Consider the following 25,516-nt stretch of genomic DNA (forward strand, 5'->3'; position numbering starts at 1 on the left):
AAACGGCAGGACGGTGAGAGCCCCCTCGGATGTGCAGCCGTCACGCCGCACATCATCCTCTGAGCGGCGTCAACGTTGCTCCAGCAGCATCGGCAGATACATATTTCCGATCACCAGCAACGGTCGCCGGTCCTCCACCAGCGACGAATACAGGGTCAACGAAAACACCCATTCCCCGCCATCCCGCTGCGGATTGGCCTGCTCGCGCCAGGTATCCACCGCCGTTTGCAGATTGCCCGCCGTACTGCTGTCGAGCGTCTGGTTGGGATACAGGTACACCGGCGTTTCCCCGACCAACCCATGGTTCGGTTCGAGTGGGTCGGTGGCCAGCTCGTAGGCATAGGCCACCCCGACGGTGATGCGTAGCCCGCCATTTTCCGCAGCGTCGCCGAACAGGCTGTCGAAGGCCGCCTGCAGGGCTGCGCTGATCGTGGCAGGGGCAGTCGCCAGCGGCACGCGCTGGTCCCAGGCATTGAGTGGGGTGGCCACGCTGGCGGCTTCGACCCGGTCGGTCTGGAACACGAACGCCGGATTGGTCGAGGGCCCGTCGGCACCCAGCAGTTTCTGGTTGCGCTGGACCAGGATCGAGCCCGTCGCGTTCTGCCAGCGGGCGACGTTGAGCCCAGCGAAGACCAGGCTGAAGGTCGGCCACGACGCCGGGACATGGACACCCGGCGCCACCTCGTAACGGGACTCGCTGGCCGAGACGCTTGTGCGCTCCAATTGCACCATCAAGCCCGCTGCGGTCAATGCCCAGACCTGCGGCCATTGCCCGTCGGGACCGACGCCGGCGCTCAGTGCCGTCAAGCCGAGACTGGCGACTTCGCGACTGGTCTGCGGCCCACCCCGGTCGGTGACCCGCGCCTGGAAGCTGAACTGATCGGTGTCCGGGGCCTGCAGGCGCGCATCCGGGCGGCTGTCGACCAGGCGCACGTTCCAGCTGCCGGCGACCGCACGGGCCAGATCGCGCAGCGTATTGGCTGCATTGCTCTGCACCGGCGTCAGGGCGCCGCTTTGCGGCAGGTCGCCGAGGATGTCCCAGAGGCCATCGGCCACGGCGATATAGCGCGCCAACTCGACGAACAGATCCACGTCGCTGACGGCCAGTCGCATCATCGGGTCGGGGCGCAGGTTGTAGCTCAGGGTCAGGCTGACGTCGTCCTGCTCGGCATGCTCGTGGGAGTAGGTGAAGCGGTGGTCCCACCGCGCCAGGCTGGCGAGGCTGACCTCGCTGTCTGCGCGCAGGGTACTGAGGGCGCGGCCGCTGCGCAGGCGCTGGCGCAGTTCGGCGTTCAGCGCGGTGGCACTGGCGCGTTGCTCGACGATCACCGGCAGCGCCGGGAAATCCCGTAGCGCAATCGGCACCGAGACTTCACCCAGGTCGACGCTCAACGCCGCTGGAAGGTCGCTACCGCCCAGCGGCGGGACGAAGGTCAGCCATTGCGACGCGGCATAGCCGTCGGGCAGGCCAGCGCTGGTGATATTGCGCTCCAGGTCGGTGATGCCGAAGGCCATGTTGGCGGTGACCGTGCGGTGGCTGGCGGGATCGGACTCGGTCAGCAGCAGGGTGATGAACGGCGAGAAGTCAGTCAGCCAGCACTTGCCTGCGCTCATGCTCCAGGAGCGTTCCTCGCCGCCGCTGGTGACTTCGATGCCGCCGTACATGTCCGCTGGCAGCAATGCACTGTGCGGGTCTTGCCAGGCCGACGCGACCTCGCGGTTCAGTTGCACCAGGGTCGAGGCACTCCAGGCCCGGGACAGGTTGACGCCCAGTTGCTGTTGCAGGGTGGTGGCCGCAGCCGCCTGGCCGGCGACGGCATCCGGGTCGCTGATTGCCAGGACCGGCTCCAGTCCCTCGGGAATAGCTCCGGCCAGTTGGCGCTTGACCGCCACCAGGTCGCTGAGGGTCTGACGGGTATCCGGGGTACGGTACAGCGCGGCGACGTTGCTGGCGCCGAGGATGCGGTCCATGTCCGAGAGGAAACGCCCGGCCCAGGGCTCCACGTCGATGCCCTGGAAGTCGTGCTGGCTGCTGGCTTGCGACAGCGTGCCGTCGGGCAGCAAAACGTTGAGGCCGACGCCCTGGCGACTGACCAGGCTCTTGTACAGCGGGGTCAGGGCAAAGAAGCGCGGCTGCGGACCCGGAGCACCGGGCACCGTGGTGGCCCCGGCGATGCTCAGGGAGCGGATCCCGGTGTCGCCGAAGTTCACCGCCCACAGATCGCGGCTGTCCTCCAGGGCGCGGCCGGTGGCGATACGCAGGTCGGGCAGGGCCGCACGCATGGCGGCGATAAAGGCATTGAAGGCCAGGCCGCCGCCCTGGTCCTCGGCCGCAGGTACTAGCGGCGCCGGGATCGGGCTGCTGCTGCGCGACACGCCTGCGCTGTTATCGGCGGCGAAGTCCGGGTTGATCAGCGCCGTCGGCCGGCTCAGGGTCAGGCTCACATTGAGCGGGAAGGCCGGCCCCGGATAAGGCCCGCTGGCACCGATCGGCAGGCGGATACGCATCCCGCTTGGCGGTACCAGGGCCGGTGCCGCGGCGGCGAACAACGGTTTGTCGGCGTTCGCCGGGGTTTCGACGATTTCCTGGGCATTGACCTGCACCCCGGCTTCGGCGAAGCGCACGATCAGGCTGTTCAGGCAGTCGTTGGCCTGGGTGACCACGCTGGCCTGGCCTTGCGGGGCATCCAGGCGGATACCGCTGGCGATCAGGTTTGGCGTACCGACGTTGGCCAGGGCGAAGGCTCCGGCGCTGACCCCCAGCAGCCCGACAATCGCCGATGGTGCGGTGGCGCTGGCGAATTGCGCGGGGGCGCAGATCAGCAGGGCGCCCGGGTTCAGCGCCTGGCTATCGTCGCCCATGCCTGCCAGCAGATCCGCCAGGGTCGCCGCAGGCGCCAGTTGTTGCAGCTGGCTCAGGGTGACGGCCAGGCTTTGCCCGCTGGCGGCGGTGGTCAGGCTGTAGGACTGGCCGCCGACACGGATGCTCAGGGTCACGCCACCGGCCACGACCACTGGCATCTCCAGGTTGGCCGTGGCCAGGTCCAGGGTGTTCTGGGCGAAACGCGGGGCGATGGTGTCGAGGCTGTCGCCGCCCTGGATCGTGTAGGGCACCCGCACCTGTGCCGCGTCGCTCGGCCAGCTCACCCGGCCTGGCAGGGCGAAGGCGCCGTCCGCCGGCACCGCGAGATCCGGGTTGGCACCCAGCAGCAGTTCCGCCGGGCAGGCGTGGGCATCGGCGAACTGGTGCAGCGTCTGTGCGCCGTCGGCGCTGATCCCCGCACCGGCGTTGAAGTCGCCCAGATACAACAGCGTGCCCATCTCGAACAGATTGACCGAGCGGGTATTCAGCGCCGCCAGGGCTGCCTGGTCCAGACCGCTGCCGTTGTGCCCCAGGCTGTCGTCGTTGCCCGCGACCCAGACCGTGCTGGAAATCAGCTGGTTGGCCTGGAAGATCGCCGGCAGCGCCTGATGGCTCTGGCCCAGGTCGGTGACGCTGATATTCACCCCGAGGGCGGCGAAGGCGGTGCAGACCTGCGCCAGCGAGCGGATCGGCGCCGGTGCATCGGCCTCGGTCACCGTGACCGACACCTGCTCGGCCTCGGACACCGCGACCGAGAAGGTGATGCCCGGGGTGAGGATGGTCAGGCTGGCGTTATCCCCGGCCAGCAACCCCGGCAGGGTGCCGAGGAGATTGGCCAGGGTCGCCAGGTTGGCGCTGCCGTCGGCGGTATTGCGGGTCAGTGCGGGCGACACCTTGAGTACCGCGCCGCTGCGCAGCGGCAGCTCGCCGTTCTCGCGGGCAGCAAGCAACGCCTCGGCAGTGATGCTCGGCCAGCCGCTGGGGCGGGTGATAGCGGCGATGCTCTGCGCCGTGTCGTTTTCGGCGAACAGCGCATAGGCCGGGACCTTCAGCAGGGCACCGACACCGAACAGGGCCTGCATTGGCACTTGCGCGTTGGCCAGGGCCATTTCCGCGTAGCGCAGGCTGTAGTCCTCGGCCAGCGAGGCGAGGGTGGCATTGGCCGGGGCACGTGCGGCACCCAGGCGCGATGCGCTGGCGCTGAAGGCCTGGGACGCGGCGGCAAAGCGCCACAGCGGTTGCTGGTCGATACCGTGGGCGGCGCTGATGTCGAGGCTGGTTTCCACCGCCGCGCTCAGCGGCTGGCCGAGTTGGTAGTAGGCCTTGGCGTAGGCTTCGGCCTGGCGCTCGGCGGTTTGCGCGGCTGCATCGCCGGGCTGGCTTGGCGACGGCATCACCGTGGCCGGGCGCGCCTCCAGGCTGATGCTCAGGGTCACCTGGGCATCGCTGACGCTGACCGCCCAGGCACTGACCTGCGCCGGCCAGTCACCGACGCCCAGCAATGGATCGGTATAGCCGCTGGGCAGGCTGACCTGGCCCTGGCCAGCGGGGTTGGCGCCGGTCTGGTTGCCGAAGATGTCCTGCAAGTTCAGCTCGACCAGGGCCGAGGGCAGGCTTGTGGCCCAGCCGAAGCCGCGATACGGGTCGTCGTCCGGGCTCGGCAGGCCGAGCACACGCGGCAGTGGCGACGCTGTGGCGAAGCGGTACAGCGGCAGGATCTGCTCATACAGCCAGTACGCATCGGCCTCTTCGGCCAGGCGCTTGTCGCGCAGCACACCGCGACGGATCAGGCGCTCGCGTTTCCACGCCGGGGGCGCGTCCTTGTCCACCGGGGTGGGCGGTGCCGGCATGCCCGAAGCCGCCATGGCGAAGGGCGAATCCTGGCTGGCCGGAATCTGCGTACCGAGCAGGCTGAAGAGTCTGCGGGCCTGCAACTGGGCGGTGCTCTCGGCCTGTTCCGGCGGCGCGTCCAGGGTCAGGTTGAAGCCGACGCTGCCCGCCGGTACCAGGGCCTGCAGAATGGTGTCTTCTTCGTTATGGTCCTCGGCATAGAGGGTGCCGATGGTTGCATCCAGCCCCGGCGCGACCAGCGCGCAGGTATTGAACGGCAACAGGCTGCGGCCCTGCGGCGCGCTGGCCTGCTGGGTGCCGGCGATCACCAGCAGATCGATAGTGGCGACGCCATTGGCATCCAGGGCACTGGCCGGCAGGCCTTTTTCCAGGCCCAGGGTGTAACCGGAGCCACCGACCACGCTGCCTTCCCAGAGCAGGGTGACGAAGCGCTCCAGCTCATTCAGCGACGCGGCCGGGGCCGGATCGCCGTCACGGGCCAGGCTGTGGACCCGACCGAGGGTGACGTCAGGGGCGCGCGGCACGCTTTCCGTGGACAGGTTGGCCTGGATCAGCCAGGTCTGCTCCGGCGTGCCGTCGAGCACGCTGACCCCGGCGGCATTGCCGGCATTCGGCGCCGGCAGGGCCAGTACCTTGACCACCGTGCCGGCGCTTTCGCCGGCCGCCAGCCAGGCGCGTAAAGCCAGCAAGGTCGGACGCTCGGCCTCGTCCACGCCTTGCAGGGCGAACAGGGTCAGGGTGTCGTTGATCTGCTTGATCGCCACGGGGATGCGGCAGGCCCAGGTGGCGCTCTCGACGGCGACCGCATCGCGCCCGGCGCTGGCGCCTTCGGCGGTGGTCAGCAGGTCGTAGGCCACGCTGGAACCGCTCAGGGCCTTGGCGCGCAGATCCGCCGGCAGCGGCCAGAGGGTCGGTTGGGCACCCACGGGCGGGGCGTCCATGCCGGGAATCGGCAGGACCACCGGGGTTTGCAGTTCGATACGCTGGGTCAGGCCGTAGGCTTTCGGCGAGCGTCCGGCCAGGGCCATGGCCGCTGGCGCCTTGACCACCGGCAGGCTCAGGCTGGTGGCCGGGCCCATGGCGATGATCTGCGCGTTGCTGTAGCGGTAGTTCAGGCTCTGCACCACCTCGGTGGGCACCGCCATGCCGACGGGGATCTCGCTGCGGGCGAGGAAGCGGCTGGCTGGCCGGGTGTTGGCAGCGGCGACCGCGCTGTCCACCAGGCTGATCCAACTGCTCTGGACGGTCAGGGTCATGTCCAGCGCGGGTTCGTCGGCCTTGTCCGGCGAGGTGTCCACCGCCAGGTCGAACTGTTGGCCGGTGAGGTCGTAGAGCGGGGTGGGTTGTTGCGGGTCGGCGACCGCATGCCCCTGGGCGTCGGTCACCGGCTTCGGCGCGCGCAGGCCGGCCATCAGCGAGCGCGAGCCCTGGTTGACGATACGCGGCAGGGCTTCGCCGCCGAGCAATTGATCGAGCAGTCGGTCGATGCTGATCACCGGCACCTGGGTCACGTTCAGTACGGTGTCGATGGCGTAGAGGCCGGCGAGATGTTCCAGGCGCACGGCGGCATCGGCAATGCTCAGTCCGTAAGTGTTGGCCAGCAGGGTGAAGCTCAGGCTCTGGTCTTCGCCGACCTTGGCCACGGCATTCGGCACCGGTACCAGGGCCAGGGGCGCGAGGAAGGCGGCCGGGCCGGCCCAGGCGAGGATGTTCGCCCAGGCATACTGCCAGGTGCCCAGCGCCGGGTCGTTGCTGGAAGTCCAGCTGACATCCAGCAGCAAGCGCCGGGCCAGGTCGTCGAGGCTTTCCCCGGCGACGGCATACAGGTCATGGGTGAGCGGCAGCACATAGGTGTGGTCGCCGAGGTCGCTGACGGCACCGAGGAAGGCCTGCCAGTCCGGCGCTTCCGGTGGCGACTGCGTGGGATAGACCTGGACCAGGGCCAGGGTCGCGGCGATACGGTCGAGGGTGTCGCCGGGCTGGGTGATGTAGGCGCTGGTCGGCTCCAGCGCATTGAAGCCCTGGGGCACCCGGAGGGTCTGGCCTGGCGGCAGTTCCTGGCTGTTCAGGCTGAGGTCGTTGCGGCTCAGTTGCGCGATCAGTTCGGCATTGCCGTCGAATACCGCCTGGGCGTACCAGTCCGCCGCGAGCAGGGGTGGCCGGCGATAGCGTACATAGGCCGTGGCGGCGGCCAGCAACGCGTCGGCTGGGCCGTTGTTCCAGGTCCGCAGCGGCAGGTCGAAGGGCATCGCCGGGTCCAGCAGTTCGGCGGATTCGCCGAGGCCGCTGCCGTCTGCCTCGAACAGCAGGCTGCTGCTGGCCAGGTTGAACAGGCTGGCGATGGCGTCCAGGGTTTCGCCGCTGGCGGCCTGGTGAATCAGGGTGCCCAGCTCGACGCTGTGCAGTGCGAAGGCTTCATTGGCGTTGTCCTCGGCCAGCACCTCCGGCGCGATGCCGAGGTTCACCGGCAGGCGGCTGCCCACCGGCGCACTGGCCAACTGACGCTCCAGAGCGGGATTGAGGAATAGCAACTCGGCGCTGCTGGCGCCCAGGGCCTGGGCGACACTTTCGACGGTATCCCCGGCGCGTACCGGGTAGTCGACGGTGGCGCTGGCGAAGCCTGCCGCCAGTTGCGCCAGGGACTGACCCTGGCCGCTGCCGTTGTCGGCGACGCTGAGCGTGGTGCTGGCCAGCAGGTCGCCGGCTTCCTGCACGGCGGCCTTGGCCAACATCAGGCAGTAGTCGCGGAAGATGAAGGTCGGGAAGGACTCGTAAGTCGCCGGATCGTCCAGGGCCGGACGCGGCCCGCTGGCACCGCCCACCGGCAGGTACTGGCCCATGTACTGCGCCAGTTGCCATTCGTACCAGGGACCGACCGGATTGACCTCGGCGAAGTTCAGGGTTCCGCCTGGCGTGCCGCTGCGGGTCAGGCCCGGCGGTAGCGGCGCGACCATGCCGCCGACTTCGGTGACTGCGCCCGGATCGGCACCCAGCAGCAGGTGCAGGTTGGTGGCGAACAGGGTCTCCAGATGGCTCCAGGCAAAGGCCACATCGGCGCTTTGCGGGTCGTCGAGGACGGCGGTGAGCAGGGCCAGTTGGCCGGCGGTGAGCGGATCGGTCTCGGTCCGTGGGCCATCGGGAATGGCGTACAGCGCATAGAGCAACACGGTACGCACCCACAGGTCCGGGGTCAGGCTCGCCGTGTCCTCGGCGCTGGCGGCGAGGGCGTGGTGCAGTGCTGAGCGCCGGGCTTCGGCGCGGGCGGTCGGTGCCTGTGGGTCGACCCCGGAGTTGGCGCAGAGAATGAACGCGGCGCGGTAGTTGGGCGCTGCATCGGCCTGGGCCGGGCCGCTCCAGGACACCGGCAAATCGCCGATGGAGATGCTCGGCAGCAGATAGAGCAGGGCGCTGCGCGGCTGGCCGTCGGGCCACTGGCTGCGGCTCGGGTCCCAGTCCCAATCGCTGCCCTCGACCAGCGCCAGGGCATTGCTCGCGCGCTTGCGCAGCAGCACCTGGTGCAGATGCTGGGCGCTGAGCACCGCTACCCGCTGCGCGCGATTGCGCCGTGCCCGAGGGCCGTAGCCGCCGGACAGGCTGCCGGCCCGTCCCGGCGCGGCCAGTAGGCGGCTGCTCTGGAAGCCCTTGGGGTCGCCGCCCGGCGCGACGATCCATGGCGTCTGCTGCACCGAGCCGAGGGTGAAGGACAGCTCCAGCGAGACATGGAAACTGAAGGATATCTTGATGAACAGGATCTTCACCTTGGCCTCGGCGCGCACCGAGACCTTGAGGGTGAATTCGGTGGGTCGGTAGCACTCGAACAGCGCGCTGACCTGGGCATAGGCCTCAAGGCTGAGCGAGACCTTGATCACCTTGAAGTCCACGTAGCCGTAGACCTTGCCGTGCAGGGCGGCGATGCCCTGGGCGCGGAAATACTGGGCCGACGGCAGCCCGGCACTGGACGGGTTGAACCAGCCGAGCACGCCCTGGAAGATCACCTGCACTTCGACATAGGCACCGCCGCCGAGGATTCCGGCGCGGATCTCCTTGCCCACCCCCACCGCCAGGCCGATGCCCAGTTCCAATACCGGCGAGAACGTACCGTTGCTGATGCGTGGCACCTGGGTTGAGGTGACCCCGTCGAGCAGGCCGAAATAGACCCCGCCGCGACCGATGAAAATATAGGCCTGGACCGAGAACGAACGGCTGAAGTCCTGGTTGTAGGGGAAGCCCAGGTCCACCTTGAAATTGCCGTTGGTGTAGACCTCGATCACCACGGTGCCCAGGGTCAGCGAGGCGATACCGATCTGGAAGGTACGGAAGGCATCGGGCAGGCGCAGCTCGACGCGGAACATGCCGACGTCATCGGAAATCTTCTTGTACAGGATCTCGAAGCGCAGCCCGGCGAGGCTGCCGGCCTTCTCGCCGTTGAGGCCGACCGACAGGCCGTAGAGGATCGGGTCGTTGAACAGGAAACCGAGGTCTACGGTATTGGCCATCAGGCCGATATCCAGGCCGATCAGCCACTGGCTATCGGCGCAGAAGGCGACCCCGCTGCTGCCGGTGCTCGGCAGGTTGCCGGGATTCTCCACCGGCTGCATGAACTGCTTGAGCAGGGCCAGGTTGCCGGCCACGGTGTCCACCGGGTTCTGCAGGCGGATGCGCTGGCCGATACCCAGGTAGCGCAGCTCTACCAGCGAAGATCCGGTGCCCGGCACGGCGGGCGGCGGGTCGTTGACCACATCCCAGGCCAACGCATCGTCGCCGGTATAGGACTTGCCGAGCAGCGAACCTTCGAGAATCAGTTCCACCTTGCCGGCCCCGGCGCGGGTATAGCGCACGCCGATTGCCGAGAGGCTGCCGAAGCCCAGGTCGACCTTGGCCTTGTAGACGAACTCGACCACGTTGTTGGTCGGGTCGAGGGTGAAGACGAAGCTGGACAGCTCGATGCGCTTGAGCACGTCCCACGGCGAGTCGAGGGTAAAGCCCAGGGTCGGCGCAGCCAGGTTGACCAGGTACTCGAGCATGTCGCCCAGGGTGGTGCCGCCCAGTTGCACCGAGACCACCTGGTGGCGCGGGTTGGTGGTGCTGTCCTTGTCGCCGCGCCAGGCGGTAATGGCCTGGACCCAGATCGTATCGACGTAGACCTTGAGCAGGTAGGTCGGCTCGTCGACGCCCACGTCCATGCCCACTTCCACGCCGATGCGGTTGATCGAGAACTCGCCGCTCAGACGCCCCGAGGCCGGCTTGTCCGCCGGCGTGCTGCCGCTTCGGGCGATATCGATGCTGGCTGCTGCCGAGATCTTCAATTCCGTGCCGAACAGGGTCGGGGTCCAGCGCATGGAGATGGTGCCGCCCAGTTCATAGGACTTGTCGCCAGTGGAGAGGCTGACGTCGAGGCGGTCCACCATTAGCACGGGTACCGAGGCCGGAGCCCGGCCGAGGCCGAGGAATTGGGCGACCAGGTCGGTGAGGTTGATGCTGGTGCCCTGGTAGAGCCCGCCGGCGAAGCGCCAACCCTCGGGGGCGTCCGGGTCCTGCACCGGGTAATCGGCGCTGAACACCAGGCGCGGGCTCTCGTAGTCGTCGTTCGCGGCGGCGGGGAAGAACGAGAACACGCCATTCAGGCCGCCGCCGATCTTGCCGTTCTGTGCGGCGATCCAGAAGCCGATTTCCTCCAGGCGCAGGGTGATCACCACCAGGTTGATGTCCCAGCCCTGGTCGGCGCTGGGTGTGTCGTTGTCCGGGTCACCGAATACCACCAGGGTCTCGGCGGAATAATTCTGCAGCAGTGGATCGGCGGCGAACCCCAACTCGCTGACCACGGCGCTTTGCAGGCCTCCCACGGCTGGGCCTGGAGCGCCGAAGAAATAGCTGAAGGCCTGGCCGATGGGAATGTAGTCGCCATTGCGCATCTGGCCCTGGATGTATAACTGCGGCAGGCTGACCGAGACATCGATGTCGACTTTCTTACCGGTATTGGCGTTGTCGCCGAAGCGCAGGGTGCCGAACACCGCGCCGCTGACGGTGCCGGTATAGCGTGTTGCGCCACCGTCGACGCTGATTGCGCCCCAGCCCCAGACCCAGCGAGTACCAACACTGTGCAGGGTGACAAAAGGGACCGGCGGCGACCATTGCTGGTCGGAACCGATGGTCACGCCCAATGCCTGCAATTGCGGGAGCCCCCCACCGGTCGGCGATGTGAAGGTGAGGTCGACCTCGCGAAACTTGAAGGTTTCCAGCAGCGGGAAATTGTCCGGCAGGGGCAGGGCGGGCAGGCCGAAGATGGTGCTCAGTTGCGCCATACCGCGAACGATCGAGGCGTGGGCCGGGTCGAATACGGCGGTCAGGCGCCATTGCGCCCCCACCACCAGCAATGGCGTGGACAGGTTGGCCACCAGCGCCGCGTTGTCGCGGCCCAGGCTGACGGTGCCGACCAGGTTGATGACCGAGAAGCTGGTACGGTTCCACAGTGCTTCATCGAGGTCATCGCGCACCAGCAGTTCCAGGCCGAGATTGCTCAGTGCCAGGCCCGCCGGGCCGCCGCCAGTTGGTGCCGGCGAGCCGACGTTGAGCGCCGGTGAACCGGCGGCCCTGGCCAACAGGTCCATGACCGGTACGTCGCTCCAGGTGGCCGGCATCTTCAAGGTGCCGCTCAAGGCCAGCGGCCATGGGGCGAGCATGTCCAGCGCTGCCGAAAAGGCGTCGTTGGCCGGCAGGCGTCCCGAGAGCGTCAAGCTGGCATCGGTCCGGCTATCAGCCTGGAACACGGGGGCCTCCAGTACCAGTCCTTGCAGGAAAGAGGGCTTCCAGACCACCGAGTCGCCGCCATCGACGGGCTCGCCCTGGGTCTGTGGCAGGCAGTAGGGATTGAAGAAATCCGAGAAGGTCCAGCCCGTCGAGGTGATGGCCAGGCTCAGTTGGAACAGACCGCTGCTAGCGTCGGTCTGGGTATAGAGCAATTGCCCATGGACCGCGAAGCGCATGCCTTGCGGATCGCCGGGCTGGCCGAAATGGCCGCTGGCGCTGAGGGTGACCCGGTCGAGCCCCTGGCTGAGGCTGGCGCTGGATAACAGCCAGGAATCATGGATGCCGAACAGTTCCAGCACACCACGTAGCGGCGCCAGCACGGATTGTGTCGAGGCTTGCCAGAGGTCGATGACGCCGTCGTGGATCGAGGCGTTCAGCGCGGAGTAAACGGTGGCGACAGACATAGATTACCTCGGAGAAAAAACTGGAGCTTCAGCACGACCCATCAGGGACGCGGGGTCAGACGACGCAGGTTGCGCTGTGCATGTGCAGGCGCGCGGGCGGCCCCGTTGGCGGGCGCAGGTGCTGGCGGCGGGCTGGTTCTGGCAACCTCGTCGGCCAGAGGAACGCTGGCGAAGGCCTCGGCGAGCTGCTTGCTGCTCTTGGGCAGGCGGTTGCTGGAAAAACCGATGAAACGGATGTTGCGCTGGTCCACAGAGGATTGCGCAGTCACCTCGTAGCCCCAGTTCATGCCTTCGGCGAACGCGGCGGTCGGGGCCGTCAACTCCTTGGCCGGAGGGAAGCTGAAGTTGCCTTTCTTGGTTTCCCGCCCCCAGTACAGGTTGGTGTAGTAGTTCTGGTCGGTCTGGTAGGTGTAATTGGTATTCAGCGCGCCCTGGGTGTTGGAAAGCGGTACGTCGAAGTAGGTCGAGACCAGGTGATTGGGCTGGACATGTTCATCGGCCCACCAGGGGCCGCGATGGTCGGCGAACGGCAAGAACGCGTTGATGGTGTCCAGGGAGGGATGGTCATGGCTGGTGTCTGCGCTGACGATGATCGTCGCGCCGTAGGTCAGCGAGGCGAAGGTCCTGACCACTTGCGCGGCCTCCTTGCTGATGAGCGCGTTGGACACCTTCAGCCCGAAGGTTGTAGAGCGGCTGCCATGGTGCGGTGCCTGGAGCATGAAAGAATTGGACAGCCAGACTTTGTGTTCGAGGAAATGCCGATTGACGAACTGGAAGGTCGAAAAGGTCGCGTCGCCGAAGATCACCGCGCCGACGTTGAACATCTGCAGGTAGATGCCCAGCGAGGTCGAGTTGGCCAGGTTGCCGTCGGGCTCATCGTAGGCTGCGTAGGCAACATCGACGTCTACTCCCTGTTTGGTATCGGCCATCGGTGTATTGACCGCGATCACATAGGCATTGACGCTCTCGTTGCCCCAGATCGAGTGCCAGTGCTGCGGGTCGCCCGTGGGGAAACTGCTGGTGCCTACGGCGAAGTTCAAGACGTGGGTGCTGGCATCCTCGGTACGCTTGCCCAGTTCGCCCAGCACATTCTTGGTTTTCTTGCCGGCGTACCACTTGTAGCGACCGCTATGGAATACGTGGCCGATCTTCATGTTCGGCAGTTCTTCCAGCAGGCCGCGGATCAGGTTGATGTGGTCGGCATCCTTGTGCGAAAGAAAGACCGCGTCCAGGTAGCCTTCGTCGTCATCGCTGCGCGCGATGATCCGCTGCTTGAGAAACTGGATGGTCGGGCGTCCCGCACGGCGGCGGGTTTTTGTCGAGCCGAGGTCGAAGAGGGCGTTGGCAATGACGTTATCGTCGTCGTCATACCCTTCGAAATAGGTACACATGCCCTGGCCGACATCCAGGCAGTAAAGGCGTTGTTTGCTCATGGGCAGCGTCCCTTGCTGTTGATTTTCAGATAACCGGCGGCGTGCGCCGTCCGGAACGCGCCAGGCGCTTGCTGTCCGGCGTTCGCCGGGCCACCTGGCGCGGTGCCGGGGCGGCAAGCACGGCTTGCTGTTTCTTCTTGTCCTCATCCTTGAGGTAGGCCGCGTACCACCCCAACGAAGTCTTCGGGCTGCCGGGAGCGCCGAACAGCATCAGGTCGGCATTGCCCGGCGGGAAGCTCCAGGCCAGCACCGACAGGGCGAAGCGGCGCATGCGCAGCAGGTAGTTGAGGCGGTTGTCGCTGTCGCGCCAGGTTTCGAAGAGGAAGGTGCGAAAGCCCAGCTTGAGCACGCCCTGCAACGGCAGGCTGCCATTGATGGCATTGGACATGCCCAGCTTGATCCCGAAGTAGACCGGTGGGTCGCCGGCCACCGGCTCCGGGCCCCAGGCGGCGAGCACGGTGATCTTCAGGCCGATGGCGCCGCTGAGGGCGCCGAGGGTGCCCATGTCCAGGGCCAGGCTGAGGCCGAACCAGGGCGCCGCCAGGGGTTGCTGGTCCAGGGGCGCGCCGATGGAGGTGAAACCGAGGCTTTCCGGGGTGGCCCCTTGCGGCGGCTGGCCGACGGGGGCCAGGTCGGGGGCGGCGACCAGGCCGTCGAGGCGCAACGGAAAGTTCTCCACCAACGAGGCCGGACGCGCCAGTGAGGCGCCGGGGCCGGTGTTGAAACCGACCCCGGCCTCGCCGGAGGTGAAGCGTTGCTGCGACGGATCCTCCATGGCAAAGGACATGGCCACCACCAGCCCTTGAAAACTCAGGTAGCCGTTGACCGCGTCGCCGGGGCCATAGCCGAACAGGTCGAACTCGGGAATCTCGACGAAGGCCAGACGCCCCGCCAGCACGAAGTTGGCGGTGAGTAGGCCGTCCACCGGGGCGGCGGCGGTCTCCAGCCGGCAGTCGCGGATATCGATGGAGGCCAGGGCCGCGCCATTGCTCTGGAACACGTTGTTGCCCAGCAGGCTGAAGGAATAGCTCGGCTGGCCACCAACACGCTGATAGCTGCCGGTGAGGATCAGGTTGTTGCCACGGGCCCGATCGACCTTGGCCAGCCATGAGGCGAACAGGCGGTTGACCATCAGTTCGGCTTCGGCGGAGAAGTCCACCACCCGCGCATTGTCGAAGCGCACGCGCATGGAGAGGGTCTTGTAGCCGAAGGGGATGGTGGTGGAGGCCACCAGGTCGTCCGGGTCGTTGTAATCGATCAGGCCGAACACGGCGGTCTGGCCCAGGTCGATGATGCCGTTTTGCGGCGTGTACGGGGTCAGCGAGAAGCCGACGTGATGGGCGTAGAAGCGCGAGCGGTCGACCCCGGCGGCCATGAAGCGCAGGGCCGAGGGCATGTCCTGGAAGTCGATCGGCGCATTGAGGAACAGCACGCCGTTCCAGCGCGGGTTGTCCAGCACCTCGTGATAGAACAGCACCAGCGGATCGCTGTCGCCGATATCCGGGTCGAGAACGGCCAGGCGCGCCTTGCTGATCACCGCGTCGAGTGCGGCCTGGGTCGGGGCCAGCGAGCCGTCCGCAGCCTGCGCGACTGCTGGCCAGCACCAGGCGCCGGTGTCCGCTGCGAGGTCGGTGATGGCCCGGCCGCAGTACTTGAACAGCATCAGCGTCGGGGTCAGGGCGTCGTTGCGCCAGGAGCGCGGCGAGAGTTGGAAGGTCCAGCCTTCGATATCGGCGCGCAGTAGGCCCGCCGCCGCTTGCGCCGCGGCCAGGTAGTCGCCGGCGCTGGCCGCCACTGCGGCATCGAACGCGGCTTCGTTGGGGAATTCCGGGTAGCCGAGTGCCTTCAGGGCATTGTTGATCGCCTGGGCCTGGGCGGCCGGGACCCCGGCGGCGAGCAGGCGCGAGACGGCGTTGGCGGCGGTCAGTTGATAGGCCACCGAGCTGCCCTGGTCCATGAAGGTGTCGACGTCGGCCACCACCATGAACAACTGGTTGGATTGCAGCGCGGCCTGGAAGGGCGGCTTGACCTCGGTGAGGATCAACTGCCCGGTATCCGACTGCGGCATGTTGGCGAACAGCACGCCGGCCCATGCCGATTGCGCGGCGTCGAGCACGGCGATCAGGCCGCTGGGGGTAACGCCCAGCGGTGGGGTGTCGGCATTCGCAGCCTCGGCCGGCACGCCGAGGCGCAGGCGTCCGGTGGGCGCGCTGCGCGGTGCTTCCAGTGGCGGCAGGCCGATCAGCTTGCGCCGGATGGGCGCCAGGGCGGTGTCCTCCAGATGGGCGGCCTGGTCGATCGCCTGCGGTGCAATCCGTGCATAGACCCCCATGGGCCAGACCACCGGCGTGCTCTGCTGGCTCGCCTGCAAGGTCGGCAGGGTGGCGGCGTTCATGTTCAGGTAGGAGAGGAAACCCGCCACCGGCACCCTGGCTGCGTTGAACAGCGGCGAGCGCGGCGGCTGTGCTTCGTAGCTGCGGCCACCGCCGCCATCGGACAGCACGGTGGCCCAGGCGGTGGTGCCGAGGTCGCTCAGGGCTGCGCCGTTCGCCTCCTCGCGGGCGGGCGGCAGATAGGCCGCGCCATTGGCCTGGAACAGCAGCAGTGAGGTGCTGTCCTGCGGCAGCACCACGGTCTCGGTACCGGCGACGCCGAGGATCAGGCGTGTGTTGCCATCGCTGCTGTGCGCCTGTTGGGGCGTGCCGAGGTCGAACAGGCCATCCGGCGCCAGGTGCCAGACCAGGTTGGCACTGGCGACATCCGCGGCATCGAACAATGGAGTACGCCCGAAGCTCAGGCGCGCCCCCGGCAGGTCGCCGCTGCTGGCGCGTGGCGTGGCCAGGGTGGTGTGTCCGGTATTGCTCAGTTGGGCAAATCCCAGGGTCGGCACGCTGCCTTGCCCGGTGGCGAAGACCAGCGCACTGCGTTGCGGCAGTTCGGGGTTCAGCGGATCGAAGGCCACGGCCAGGTCGAAGGGCGTGGCGTCCAGTTGGCGGAACAGCGGCATGTCGATCAGGTTGACTTCGCCCACCGGGCTGTCGATATCGGCTTCGCCGTAGCGCAGCATGACGCCGAGACGCTGCATGTCATCGGCCTCCTCGTCGAGGCCATTGCCGGCGCGGATACCGAAGCTCAGGCAACCCAGCTGCGTACCGTTCAAGGGCAGTGGGCATTGGGGTTGGGTTGCGGCATAGACGCCACCCGGGGCGAAGAAGGACAGGCCGGCGCCGTCGAACAGCAGGCTATCGCTGCCGGCGACCAGGCCGCTGCCGCCCTTTATCGCCACCGCGTACTGGCCGAGGCCGAAGCGCATATCGCGCACTACCCGCCAGCCGCCGCTCGGCTCGCCAACGGGCAGCGCGTCGATGCCCTGGGTCTGCCACTGGCTGGCGCTGTCCGCCGGGTTGGCGATCCACAGCAGGCGCAGCCAGCCCTTGGGCGACAGGCGCGGCCACAGTGCGCGCAGGTCAGCGACGAACGTCGCCGGATCGGCGGGTGCGTTCGCGCAGAACAGATAGGCGCCGCCCTGGTCGGCCCAGGTCTGCGCCAGGCTGGCGCTGGCGCCGAGGTCGCTGCCGGGGCTGGCCAGATAGCCTGCCCAATAGTGCTCCAGGCCACTCTCTGCGAGGGTGGAAAGGCGGTAAAGACCCGCCGTGACGTGTTCGAACACCGGTACGCTCATGACGGCTCCCTGTCGCGAGGCGCTGATGGATCAGGGCTGGGTGGTGATAACGGCATCACCCGGCAGCAGTGGTACAGCCAGCGGTGTCCAGCCTGGGGCATAGTTGCCCAGCCCGCTCCAGTCCAGGCGCAACGGCCAGGCGCCGGTGCCCAGGGCTGCGGTTGGGTCCAGCACGGCGGCACCCAGCCCGCGCAGCACCCGCACGCCATGCACCGGCAGCGCCGCAGGCACTGGCATGCGCCCGGCCAAGGCCAGCAGGTTGGCCACGGTGGTGCCCACCGGTACCACCAGCGGCGTGCCGTCGAGGGTGACCCGCAGGCACGCCTTGGGCACCGCGCGACCGCGGAAAAAAGCCACCGGCACGGTGCCGCCGGGCACGTTGCTGGCGCTGTTCAGGGCGGTGAAGCTGGCGGCTGCGGCGAGCGTGAAGTTGTTGGTCGTGGTAGTGATTGCCGGGTCGCTGGCGCTGGCCAGGGCAGACGGCGAGAACAGGCGGTAGAACGGGGCGATGAAAGCCGGGAAATACAGGTCGGCGGCATCGGCGACCCCGCCCATCTGCTGGGTGCTGTCATGGGACGGCGGCGGGTTGACCGAGAGTGCGCCGCCGCTGACCAACTGACCAATAAAGGAATCCCAGCCGGTGCTGATGCTGCCCGAGCTGTCGACGAACTGGCCGACCGGGTAGTCCACCGTCGGCCCGGCGACATAGCCGTTGCTCCACTTCAGGTCCGAGGCGGTCGAAGAGATAGTCTGGAAGGGGCTGGCGGCCACCCGCAGGATCATCCCCGGCCGCAGGTCCACCGAGCCGAGGGTAGCCCCGGTATCGGGGGAGGGGAACGCCAGGCCGAAGCCGTAGTACAGCGATTCCTCGAAGGTCTGCGGCATCACTCGGGCCAGGGCGTCCTGCACGGCGATGATGCCCCACGCAGCTGCACCGGCGCTTTCCAGGGCCTGGAGAAAGGCCACGTAGGCCTTCAGCAGGCCGCTGCGCAGGGGGCTGCTGTCGAAGGTCCAGGGCGAGTCGATGCCGCTGGAGGCGATGGCGAGACTGTAGGGGTAGGTGGCACCCGGGGCCGCCGCCAGGGTGAATGGGCCGTTGCTGATGGGCAGGCCGCTGAGGCTGCCGGTCTTGCCGATCTGCGGCAGGTACAGGGTCAGCGCGGCGGCCGGTGCATTGCCACTGAGGGCGGTGCTCAGGGTTTGCGCCGGGATCAGGTGCGGGAAGCTGGTCGAAGCGGCTTGCGCGGATGGAATGAAGGCGCTGCGGTACAAGGCCGAGGCCTGGTTGGACGGGCCGATATTGGGGGTGCCGAGCACCGGCTGGTTGGCCTGGACCACCACGCTCAGGCTGGCCTCGGCGTTGCTTGGGGTGTAGGCCCAGCTTTGTTCGAGCACCCCGGCGCTGGAGGTGAAGGCCTGGTCCACGCTGGTCGTGCCGGTCACGGTTTTCAGTACCGAAATCCGATAACTCTGCCCCTCACTCACGGCGCTCCAGCGGGCGCTGAGGGTGGCGCCGTCGTAGTCCACCACGACATCCCGCACGGGCGTGGTGGCCAGGGCGAACGGCGCGCTGGCGGGGCCGACGAGGGTGCAGCCATTGACCACACCGGCGCTGCGCAAGGTGACGCGCGCCGGATTGCCGCCGCTGGCCAACTGGGCGGGGGTAAGCGTGGTGCTGGTGCCGCTGAGGTCCAGGTGCTGGCCGCCGGGCAGGCTCAGGCGGTAGCCAGGAGCGCCGCTCAGGACGGCCCAGCTCAGGGTGCCGCTGCCACTTACCGCATCGGTGTCCCAGGTGCTGATCTGCGGGATCGTCAGCGGCACGCCGAGGGCCGTGGTGCTGGTGTTGCGCACCACGCCCGTGGCGGGCGCCAGGCCGACGCTGAGGGTCGCGCCGTCGACGTTGACCGGCAGGGCCAGGCGTGCGGTATTGCCGTTGACGCCGAGGCTGCTGATGGCCGCGCCGTTGAGCAGCAGGCTGACCGTGGTGAGTGCGGGGCTGGTCAGCGACGTCGGGGCTTGCCAGGTGACATCGATACTACCGTTATCGGCGCTGACCACCAGGCTGGTGAAGCTGGCGCTGCCGGTGATGATCGGCAGCAACTGGCCCTCGGCGCCGACGCCGCCGTCGGTGCCGAGGGCGATGATCTGCGCGACCCAGGCCTGGGCGCTGTCCAGTGCGGTGTTCAGGGTGATGCTGCCCGAGGTGGCGCTGGCATCGCTGACCGTCGCGGCAAAACTCTGCCCGCTGGACAAGGACACCGCCTGCAGGGTGTAACCGGTCACGGCCGGGTTGTAGGGCATGACCCAGTCGAGCTTGAGTGCGCTGCCGTTATAGTCGACCGCAGTCAGCACCGGGCGCGTCGAGACGATGGCGGTCAGCGGGCTGACCAGGCCGGCGCCGCTGGCGGTGAGGGCGGTGACCGAGAGCTGGAAGTTCAGGCTGTCGGCCAGGGCGGCGGGCAGGGCCAGGGTGGCGCTGCTGGCATTGCCGCCGGGGACGTCGACGCTGTAGCCGGTGGCGCTGGCCAGGTTGCTGGCGCGCAGGCGGTAACCGACGATTGCGCCGGCATCGCTACCGGTCCAGCGGGCGACGATACAATTGCCGTCGCGGTACAGGTTGGTCTTGCCCAGCACCGGGCGGACCATCGACGTCGGCGGAAAACTCGCAGCGTTGGAGCGAGCACTGGCGCTGTTCTCGCCGACTGCGGCGACGTACACCTGCCACTCCGAGTTGTCGCCCAGGCCGCCGCCGAGCTTGTCGTTGTCGACCACCGCGAAACCGGTCTGGGCGCCGCTGACCGGGATGTTGTAGGTGGTGCCGATACTCTGCGACACCACGACGATTTCATAGCCGGCCGCCGCCTGCGACGAGGGTTGCCATGTCACTCGCAGGCCGAGGCCGTCGTACAGCGCCTCGTCCAGGGTGGGGCGCACGGTGGGCAGGATCACCGGTGCGCTGTTCTGCCCCGAACTGGTGCCCCACTGCGCCTGGACCACCACTTGGTAGGTGACGTCGGTGTTCAGTGGCTGGCTCAGGGGCAGGTTGCCGATCCCGGTGTTCCGGCCCTGGAAGACCGGGCTCTGGTAGGCGACCACGGGAGTGCCGCCGCCCAGCCAGGCCAGCTGGATGATGTAGCCGGTGACGCCAGTGTCGCTCGAGGGGGTCCAGATCACCCGCACGTTGCTGCCGTCGTAGATGGCGGACTGGATAACTGGGTCGTTGCTGTTGTTCTGAACTTGTGCGTGGACGGCCATGCGTGCCTCCGGAAGAAGGGCTGGAAAGAGGAAAGCCGGAATAGAGGGGCGTCAGGGGATGCGCTGGCGCATCCCCGCTGGCGTCACTGGTCGGGGGTATTGTCGAAGTCCTGCAGCCACTCCTTGGGCAGGGTGGCGCGGATTTCGGCGCGGCTGCGCAGTGGCATGCGTTCACCCACCGAGGCCAGCGACTGCTGCATATTGGCGTCGCCGGTGAGCAGGCCGCCGGCGTAGTAAGTGCCTGCGGTCGGGTAGGGTTGGGTCAGCAGGTTATGGACCTTGCCGCTGTACTGCTCCAGGTTCAGTTCGGTGACCATGGCCTTGCCGTCGATGCTGCTCAGTTCATCGCCGACCCGCAGGTAGCGGGCCTGTACCGGCAGGCCGTTGGCAAGGATCATCGGGTGAGTGCGGGTGACCAGGACGTTCTGCCCGCCATCGGTCTTGATCCGGATCATCGGGTGGGGTTCGGTGCCCAGGGTGGTGCCGTACACGTCGTTGGTCTTGCCGTCGGCGCTCTTCACCGACTCGCCGCCCTTACCGGTAAAGGCTTCCACTGGGCGCTTGCTGCCGTCGGCCAGGGTGATCTCGGTGCCCTCGGCCAGGCAACCCTGCATGATGTATAGCGGCGGGATGATATTGACCCCCGGGGTGCCGAGGTAGGTGCGGTCGCTGGTGAAGTTCAGGGTGCCGAATGGCGGCTGCTGGCCCGGGCTGCCGTTGAGCGAGACATAGGCGGTAACCCACAGGTTGGCGGCGGTGCCGTTGTAGTAGTTGATGCAGTTGCCGGTGTTGGGGAAGGCCGAGGCCGGGTAGTTCCACGAGATGGTCTGGTCCTTGGCTGTCCAGTACTGCTGCTCGAGCACGGTGCCCTGCTGGAAGTACACGTTGCAGCCACCGCCGGCGGGGTTCTGGATATAGATCGAGGTAACCCCGGCCGGTGGCGAAACCACGGTGTTGGCGAAAGTGGCCGAGCCCGACAGCGGGAAGACGAAGTTGGTCGGGTGTGCGTCGGCGTTCCAGTAGTCGCATTCCTGCTGGCTGCCGCGGTACCAGCACAATTTGATCGGCGTGGTGTTGGCCTTGGTGTTGGTGCAGGTGGTCTCGTAGGTGCCGGTGCAGTTGCCGTTGTTGCGCACGCAGTAGTTCGGCTGGTTGAGGCAGGCGCCGGTGGGGTTCAGGGTGTCCTGGAAGGTCTGCACGAAGACCACCGGCGGTTCGATCGGACCGGCGTTGGCCGGGTAGTAGTAGAACAGGCCCTTGGCCTGGGTGGTCGGGTTACCGTCCGCAGCGGGCAGCAGGCCGGAGACCTGCACGCGGAAATCCGTGCCCTGGCTGAACTGGCTGCTGGACTGGGTGGCGTAGACCTTGCCGGTTTCCACCTCGTACAGCTCCATGACGATGGACGTGGAGGTGGTCCCGCCTACCACCGAGGAAATCCCCGTGGCCTGGTAACCGGGCTGGGCGGCCGCGAGGGTCGCCTTGGCCTTGTTGGCGCTGGAACCGTTGTCCTGGGAGAAGGTGGCGATGAAGTTGAGGTTCTGGATGCCGTCCGTGGCAGTGGCATTGACTGCCAGTGCGCGGTTGGGGCGGGCGGCGTTTTTCTTCAGCTCGGCGACACCGATGTCCCGGCCCTTTTCCAGGCTGCGGAATAACTGCGGCGAGTTCTCCGGGGTTTTCCCGGCGCGCTTGAAGGTTTCGGTGATGTACCGGTAGTGCAGCGGATTGGCCAGGTCGAGGCGATGCGGGATGCCGGGGCTGACTTCTGCATCCAGGGCCTTGATGTCGGTCAGGGTCTCGGCACTGAGTGCTTTGCTGTCGGGGGTCTTGTAGGCGGCCTGGACCGGAGCGATCGCCACGGGGGCGAGTACGGCCAGAGTGAGAAAAGCGTGACGCACAGCTCGAACGAAATCGCGAGTCGCCATGATGTCTTCCCTGAGGTGGTGGCTAGCGGCTCACTGGCACCCTGTGCCAATCCTTATGAGCGCTGGGTACTCAAAAACATAGTAGGGGGGGTAGGAAATTGCAAATTAATATTTCGGTGGTTTTTAGTGCGCTAAATAAGTTTTTGTTCTGAGTAAACGCCCGTAAATATTGCGTCAGAAGGCTTTTTGTGACCGGCTGGTCAGCCTTGGGGCGGCGGAATTCGAGGCTTATAGCGGGGAGGGTGGCGAAGTCTGGTGAGGCTTTTTGACATCATCTTTGCCGAGGTATTGAGCAGGGGAATCGGAAGTGTTTGCTGAAAAAAACTTCTTCGTCTGTTCCGGTTTCATCGTCGTGAGCCATTTCTAGACGCGTCCATGATTCAACCATCATTGACACCTTGCTTATCAGGTCGGCGTGAAACGTTGGCCAGGGTTCGTCCTTGGAGTGGGTCACATCTTGCCTAGTTGTCTCTGCGAAATGCTCGAACGGTGTCCAAGAATGACTTGAGTAGCGGTGATGGGTCGTCGAATCGATAAATACAGTTCAGGTCAACACCGGCGTTTTCCGGAAGGTCAATCAATGGACGATACACGACCCCGGACAGCGCCAGTACGGTGGCGGACTCCGGTACCAGGCATACGCCGAAATTACTGGCGACCAGCGCCACGCCCGTTATCGTGTCACCTACCTCCTGAGCGACGTTTGGCGTAAAGCCTGCCTGCTGACACAGGCTCATCACCTTGTCGACAAAGCTGGGGCGCGGCCCGGACGGAAAGACGATAAGCGGATAGTCAGCCAATGCTCGAAGCGGGATCGAGGCCCGGTGCGCGAGCGGCGATGTTTCGTTGACCGCCAGCAGCAGCCGTTCGGTCGTGACCACCTCATTGGCGATGTCGTTCGACGGTGAGATGAACCGGTTAAAACCGGCGTCGATCCGCTTCTGCCGCAAGGCTTGAATCTGCGCCTCTTTGTTCATGTTGTGCAGCACCACCTTCACGTCTGGAAACGCGCTGCTGAACGTCAGCAGCAGCTTGGGGATCGTGTCAAGAATGCCCGAGCCGAACACGGCGATATCCAGCCGTCCAAGCTTGCCCTGGCCCGCCCGCTGGGTGCGTTCGGTGGCCTGTTCCACCACTGAGCGAATGTTGCGCGCCTCTTCGAGCAGCAGCTCGCCGGCGGGGGTCAACTCCATCCCGCGGGGTGTGCGGTTGAACAGTTGCACGCCCAGGTCTTCTTCCAGTTGCTGAATCTGGCGGGTCAGCGGTGGCTGGGAAATATGCAGGCGAACGGCCGCGCGGCCGATATTTTTTTCCTCGGCAACGGCGACGAAATAGCGGAGGTGACGAAGGTCCATCAGGCAGGCCTTTTCTGGGGGGATCGGGAGCGCTGCAGGCAATCGCGCGAGCGTTTTTGAGCAGACTACGCGAACCGATCAGCGCCGTGAACGGCCCTCTTAGCCTACCTATAGAAATACCTAAAAGGTATTGCTCCATTGGTTTTATGGTATTGGACGGTAATCCTCGACGGTAATAATTTGTGATTCGAGAGCACATACCAGCAGGCGCCCCACGCGTCTTCGAGGTGTGTGACCCCCCACATAAAAATAACAAGTCGAGGATCTCAACATGCTGTATGGAGCCCGTCTGCCCAAATTTCCCCTCAAGACGACCTTTCTCGCCCTTGCCAGCGCCTGTGCCACGGGACCGGCTCTTGCATTCCAGATTGATGCTGGCAACCCTGACCTGCGTATGTCGTTGGACAACACCGTTAAATACAGTGCGGCCTGGCGTGTCGAAGGCGCCAAAGGCAGCGTGGCGGACAATTCCGTCGGGGTGCAGGCCAACACCAACGATGGCGATCAGAACTTTGGCAAGGGGCTGATCTCCAACCGTTTCGACCTGCTCTCCGAGTTCGACCTGCGCTACAAGCGTAATTATGGGCTGCGCTTGAGTGGCGCGGCCTGGTACGACGATGTCTATAACAAGTCGAACGACAACCCCGGTGCGTTGGACGGCGCGTTGGTCAATTCCAGGTCGGTCAAATACAACCAATTCACCGACGACACCCAGAAACTACACGGTCGCAAGGCCGAACTGCTGGATGCGTTCCTCTATGGCAGTTTTGCCCCCGGCGACATGGGCCTCAATCTCAAGGCCGGGCGTTTTACCCAGTTGTATGGGGAAAGCCTGTTCTTCGGCAGCAATGGCATCGCAGCGGCGCAGACTTCGCTGGACCTGATCAAGGCACTGTCGGTGCCCAACTCCCAATTCAAGGAAATTCTGCGTCCGGTGGGGCAGTTTTCCGGCCAGTTACAGATCACGCCCGATGTGTCGATCGGCGCCTACTATCAACTTGAATGGCGCAAGAGCCGGCTGCCCGGCGCCGGCAGTTATTTCAGCTTTGCCGACTTTGTCGATGAAGGCGGCGAGACACTGATCCTGGGGCCGGGGGTCAGCGCGCGGCGCGGTGATGACATCGATGCCAAAAACTCGGGGCAGGGCGGCCTGCAGTTGAAAGTCAAGTCGGGTGACTTCGAGTACGGCCTTTACGCCGCGCAGTTCCACGACAAGATGCCGCAGTTTTACCTGCACCCGGATACCGGTGTGTACGAGCAGGTCTACGGTGAGGACATTCGTACCGTCGGCTTCAGCGTGAGCACGCTGGTGGGCGAAACCAACGTGGCGGCGGAGATGTCCTTTCGCGACAACATGCCGTTGGTGGCGTCCGGCAACACGGTCATCGTGCCCGAGAGCGCCGGGGCTGATGGCAACAAGCACGCCGCGTTCCCGGTCGGCCGCACCCTGCATATGAACCTCTCGGCCGTTTCGGTGTTGAGTGCAAGCCCGATGTGGGACGCCGCCTCCTTTCTCGGTGAGATCGCCTTCAACCGGCGCCTCAGCATCACGGATAACAAAGACCAACTCGATCCGCTGGCCACCCGTGACGCCACGGCCCTGCAATTCATCTTTTCGCCGGAGTACTTCCAGGTCCTCCCGGGCCTCGACGTGCAACTCCCTGTTGGCTTGAGTTACGGGCTGTCCGGGCGCTCGTCGGTCAACGGGGTGCTGTTTCCTTCCGAGCATGGCGGCAACGTCAGCTTCGGCATCAAAGGCGAGTACCAGAAGACGGTCCAGGCCAGCCTGAACTTCACCCACTACTACGGTCCGGCTGGCTCGATCATCCGCTACGACACCCCTGCGCCCGAGCTCTCCTACAAAAACTTCCACGGTGACCGCGATTTCATTTCGCTGTCGATTCAACGCACGTTTTGAGTTGGACCCCCCTGGTTTAAGGACAA

Annotated in this window: 7 protein-coding genes; 1 reads left to right on the forward strand and 6 read right to left on the reverse strand. The window is 66.2% G+C overall.

Annotated elements, in window-relative coordinates; genetic code table 11:
* Positions 1-69 precede the first annotated feature (69 nt).
* The 6 genes from PverR02_RS14700 to PverR02_RS14725 all read right to left on the reverse strand — a co-directional run bounded on the left by PverR02_RS14700 (position 70) and on the right by PverR02_RS14725 (position 23,572).
* Entirely contained in the window at positions 70-11,925 is an 11,856-nt protein-coding gene (locus tag PverR02_RS14700) for a lytic transglycosylase domain-containing protein (RefSeq protein WP_079443711.1), read from the reverse strand.
* Positions 11,926-11,966: 41 nt separating this feature from the next.
* The gene (locus PverR02_RS14705; RefSeq protein ID WP_079443712.1) at positions 11,967-13,358 is read right to left on the reverse strand and encodes a ComEC/Rec2 family competence protein; all 1,392 of its coding nucleotides are present in this window, start codon (positions 13,356-13,358) and stop codon (positions 11,967-11,969) included.
* A gap of 25 nt (positions 13,359-13,383) precedes the next feature.
* Entirely contained in the window at positions 13,384-17,040 is a 3,657-nt protein-coding gene (locus PverR02_RS14710; RefSeq protein ID WP_079443713.1) for a hemagglutinin protein, read from the reverse strand.
* Between the two features lie 30 nt (positions 17,041-17,070).
* Positions 17,071-20,295: a hypothetical protein gene (locus tag PverR02_RS14715; RefSeq protein WP_079443714.1), complete on the reverse strand. Its 3,225-nt coding sequence runs from the start codon at positions 20,293-20,295 to the stop codon at positions 17,071-17,073.
* Between the two features lie 83 nt (positions 20,296-20,378).
* Entirely contained in the window at positions 20,379-22,217 is a 1,839-nt protein-coding gene (locus PverR02_RS14720) for a Hint domain-containing protein (protein WP_079443715.1), read from the reverse strand.
* Positions 22,218-22,678: 461 nt separating this feature from the next.
* The gene (locus tag PverR02_RS14725; protein ID WP_017845611.1) at positions 22,679-23,572 is read right to left on the reverse strand and encodes a LysR substrate-binding domain-containing protein; all 894 of its coding nucleotides are present in this window, start codon (positions 23,570-23,572) and stop codon (positions 22,679-22,681) included.
* Positions 23,573-23,843: 271 nt separating this feature from the next.
* On the opposite strand from PverR02_RS14725, the gene PverR02_RS14730 reads away from it, so the two are divergent.
* Positions 23,844-25,490 (forward strand): DUF1302 domain-containing protein, encoded by a 1,647-nt coding sequence (locus PverR02_RS14730; protein WP_017845612.1) that lies wholly within the window; start codon positions 23,844-23,846, stop codon positions 25,488-25,490.
* Positions 25,491-25,516: the final 26 nt, after the last annotated feature.

It is taken from the genome of Pseudomonas veronii, assembly GCF_002028325.1.
Lineage (GTDB): Bacteria > Pseudomonadota > Gammaproteobacteria > Pseudomonadales > Pseudomonadaceae > Aquipseudomonas > Aquipseudomonas veronii.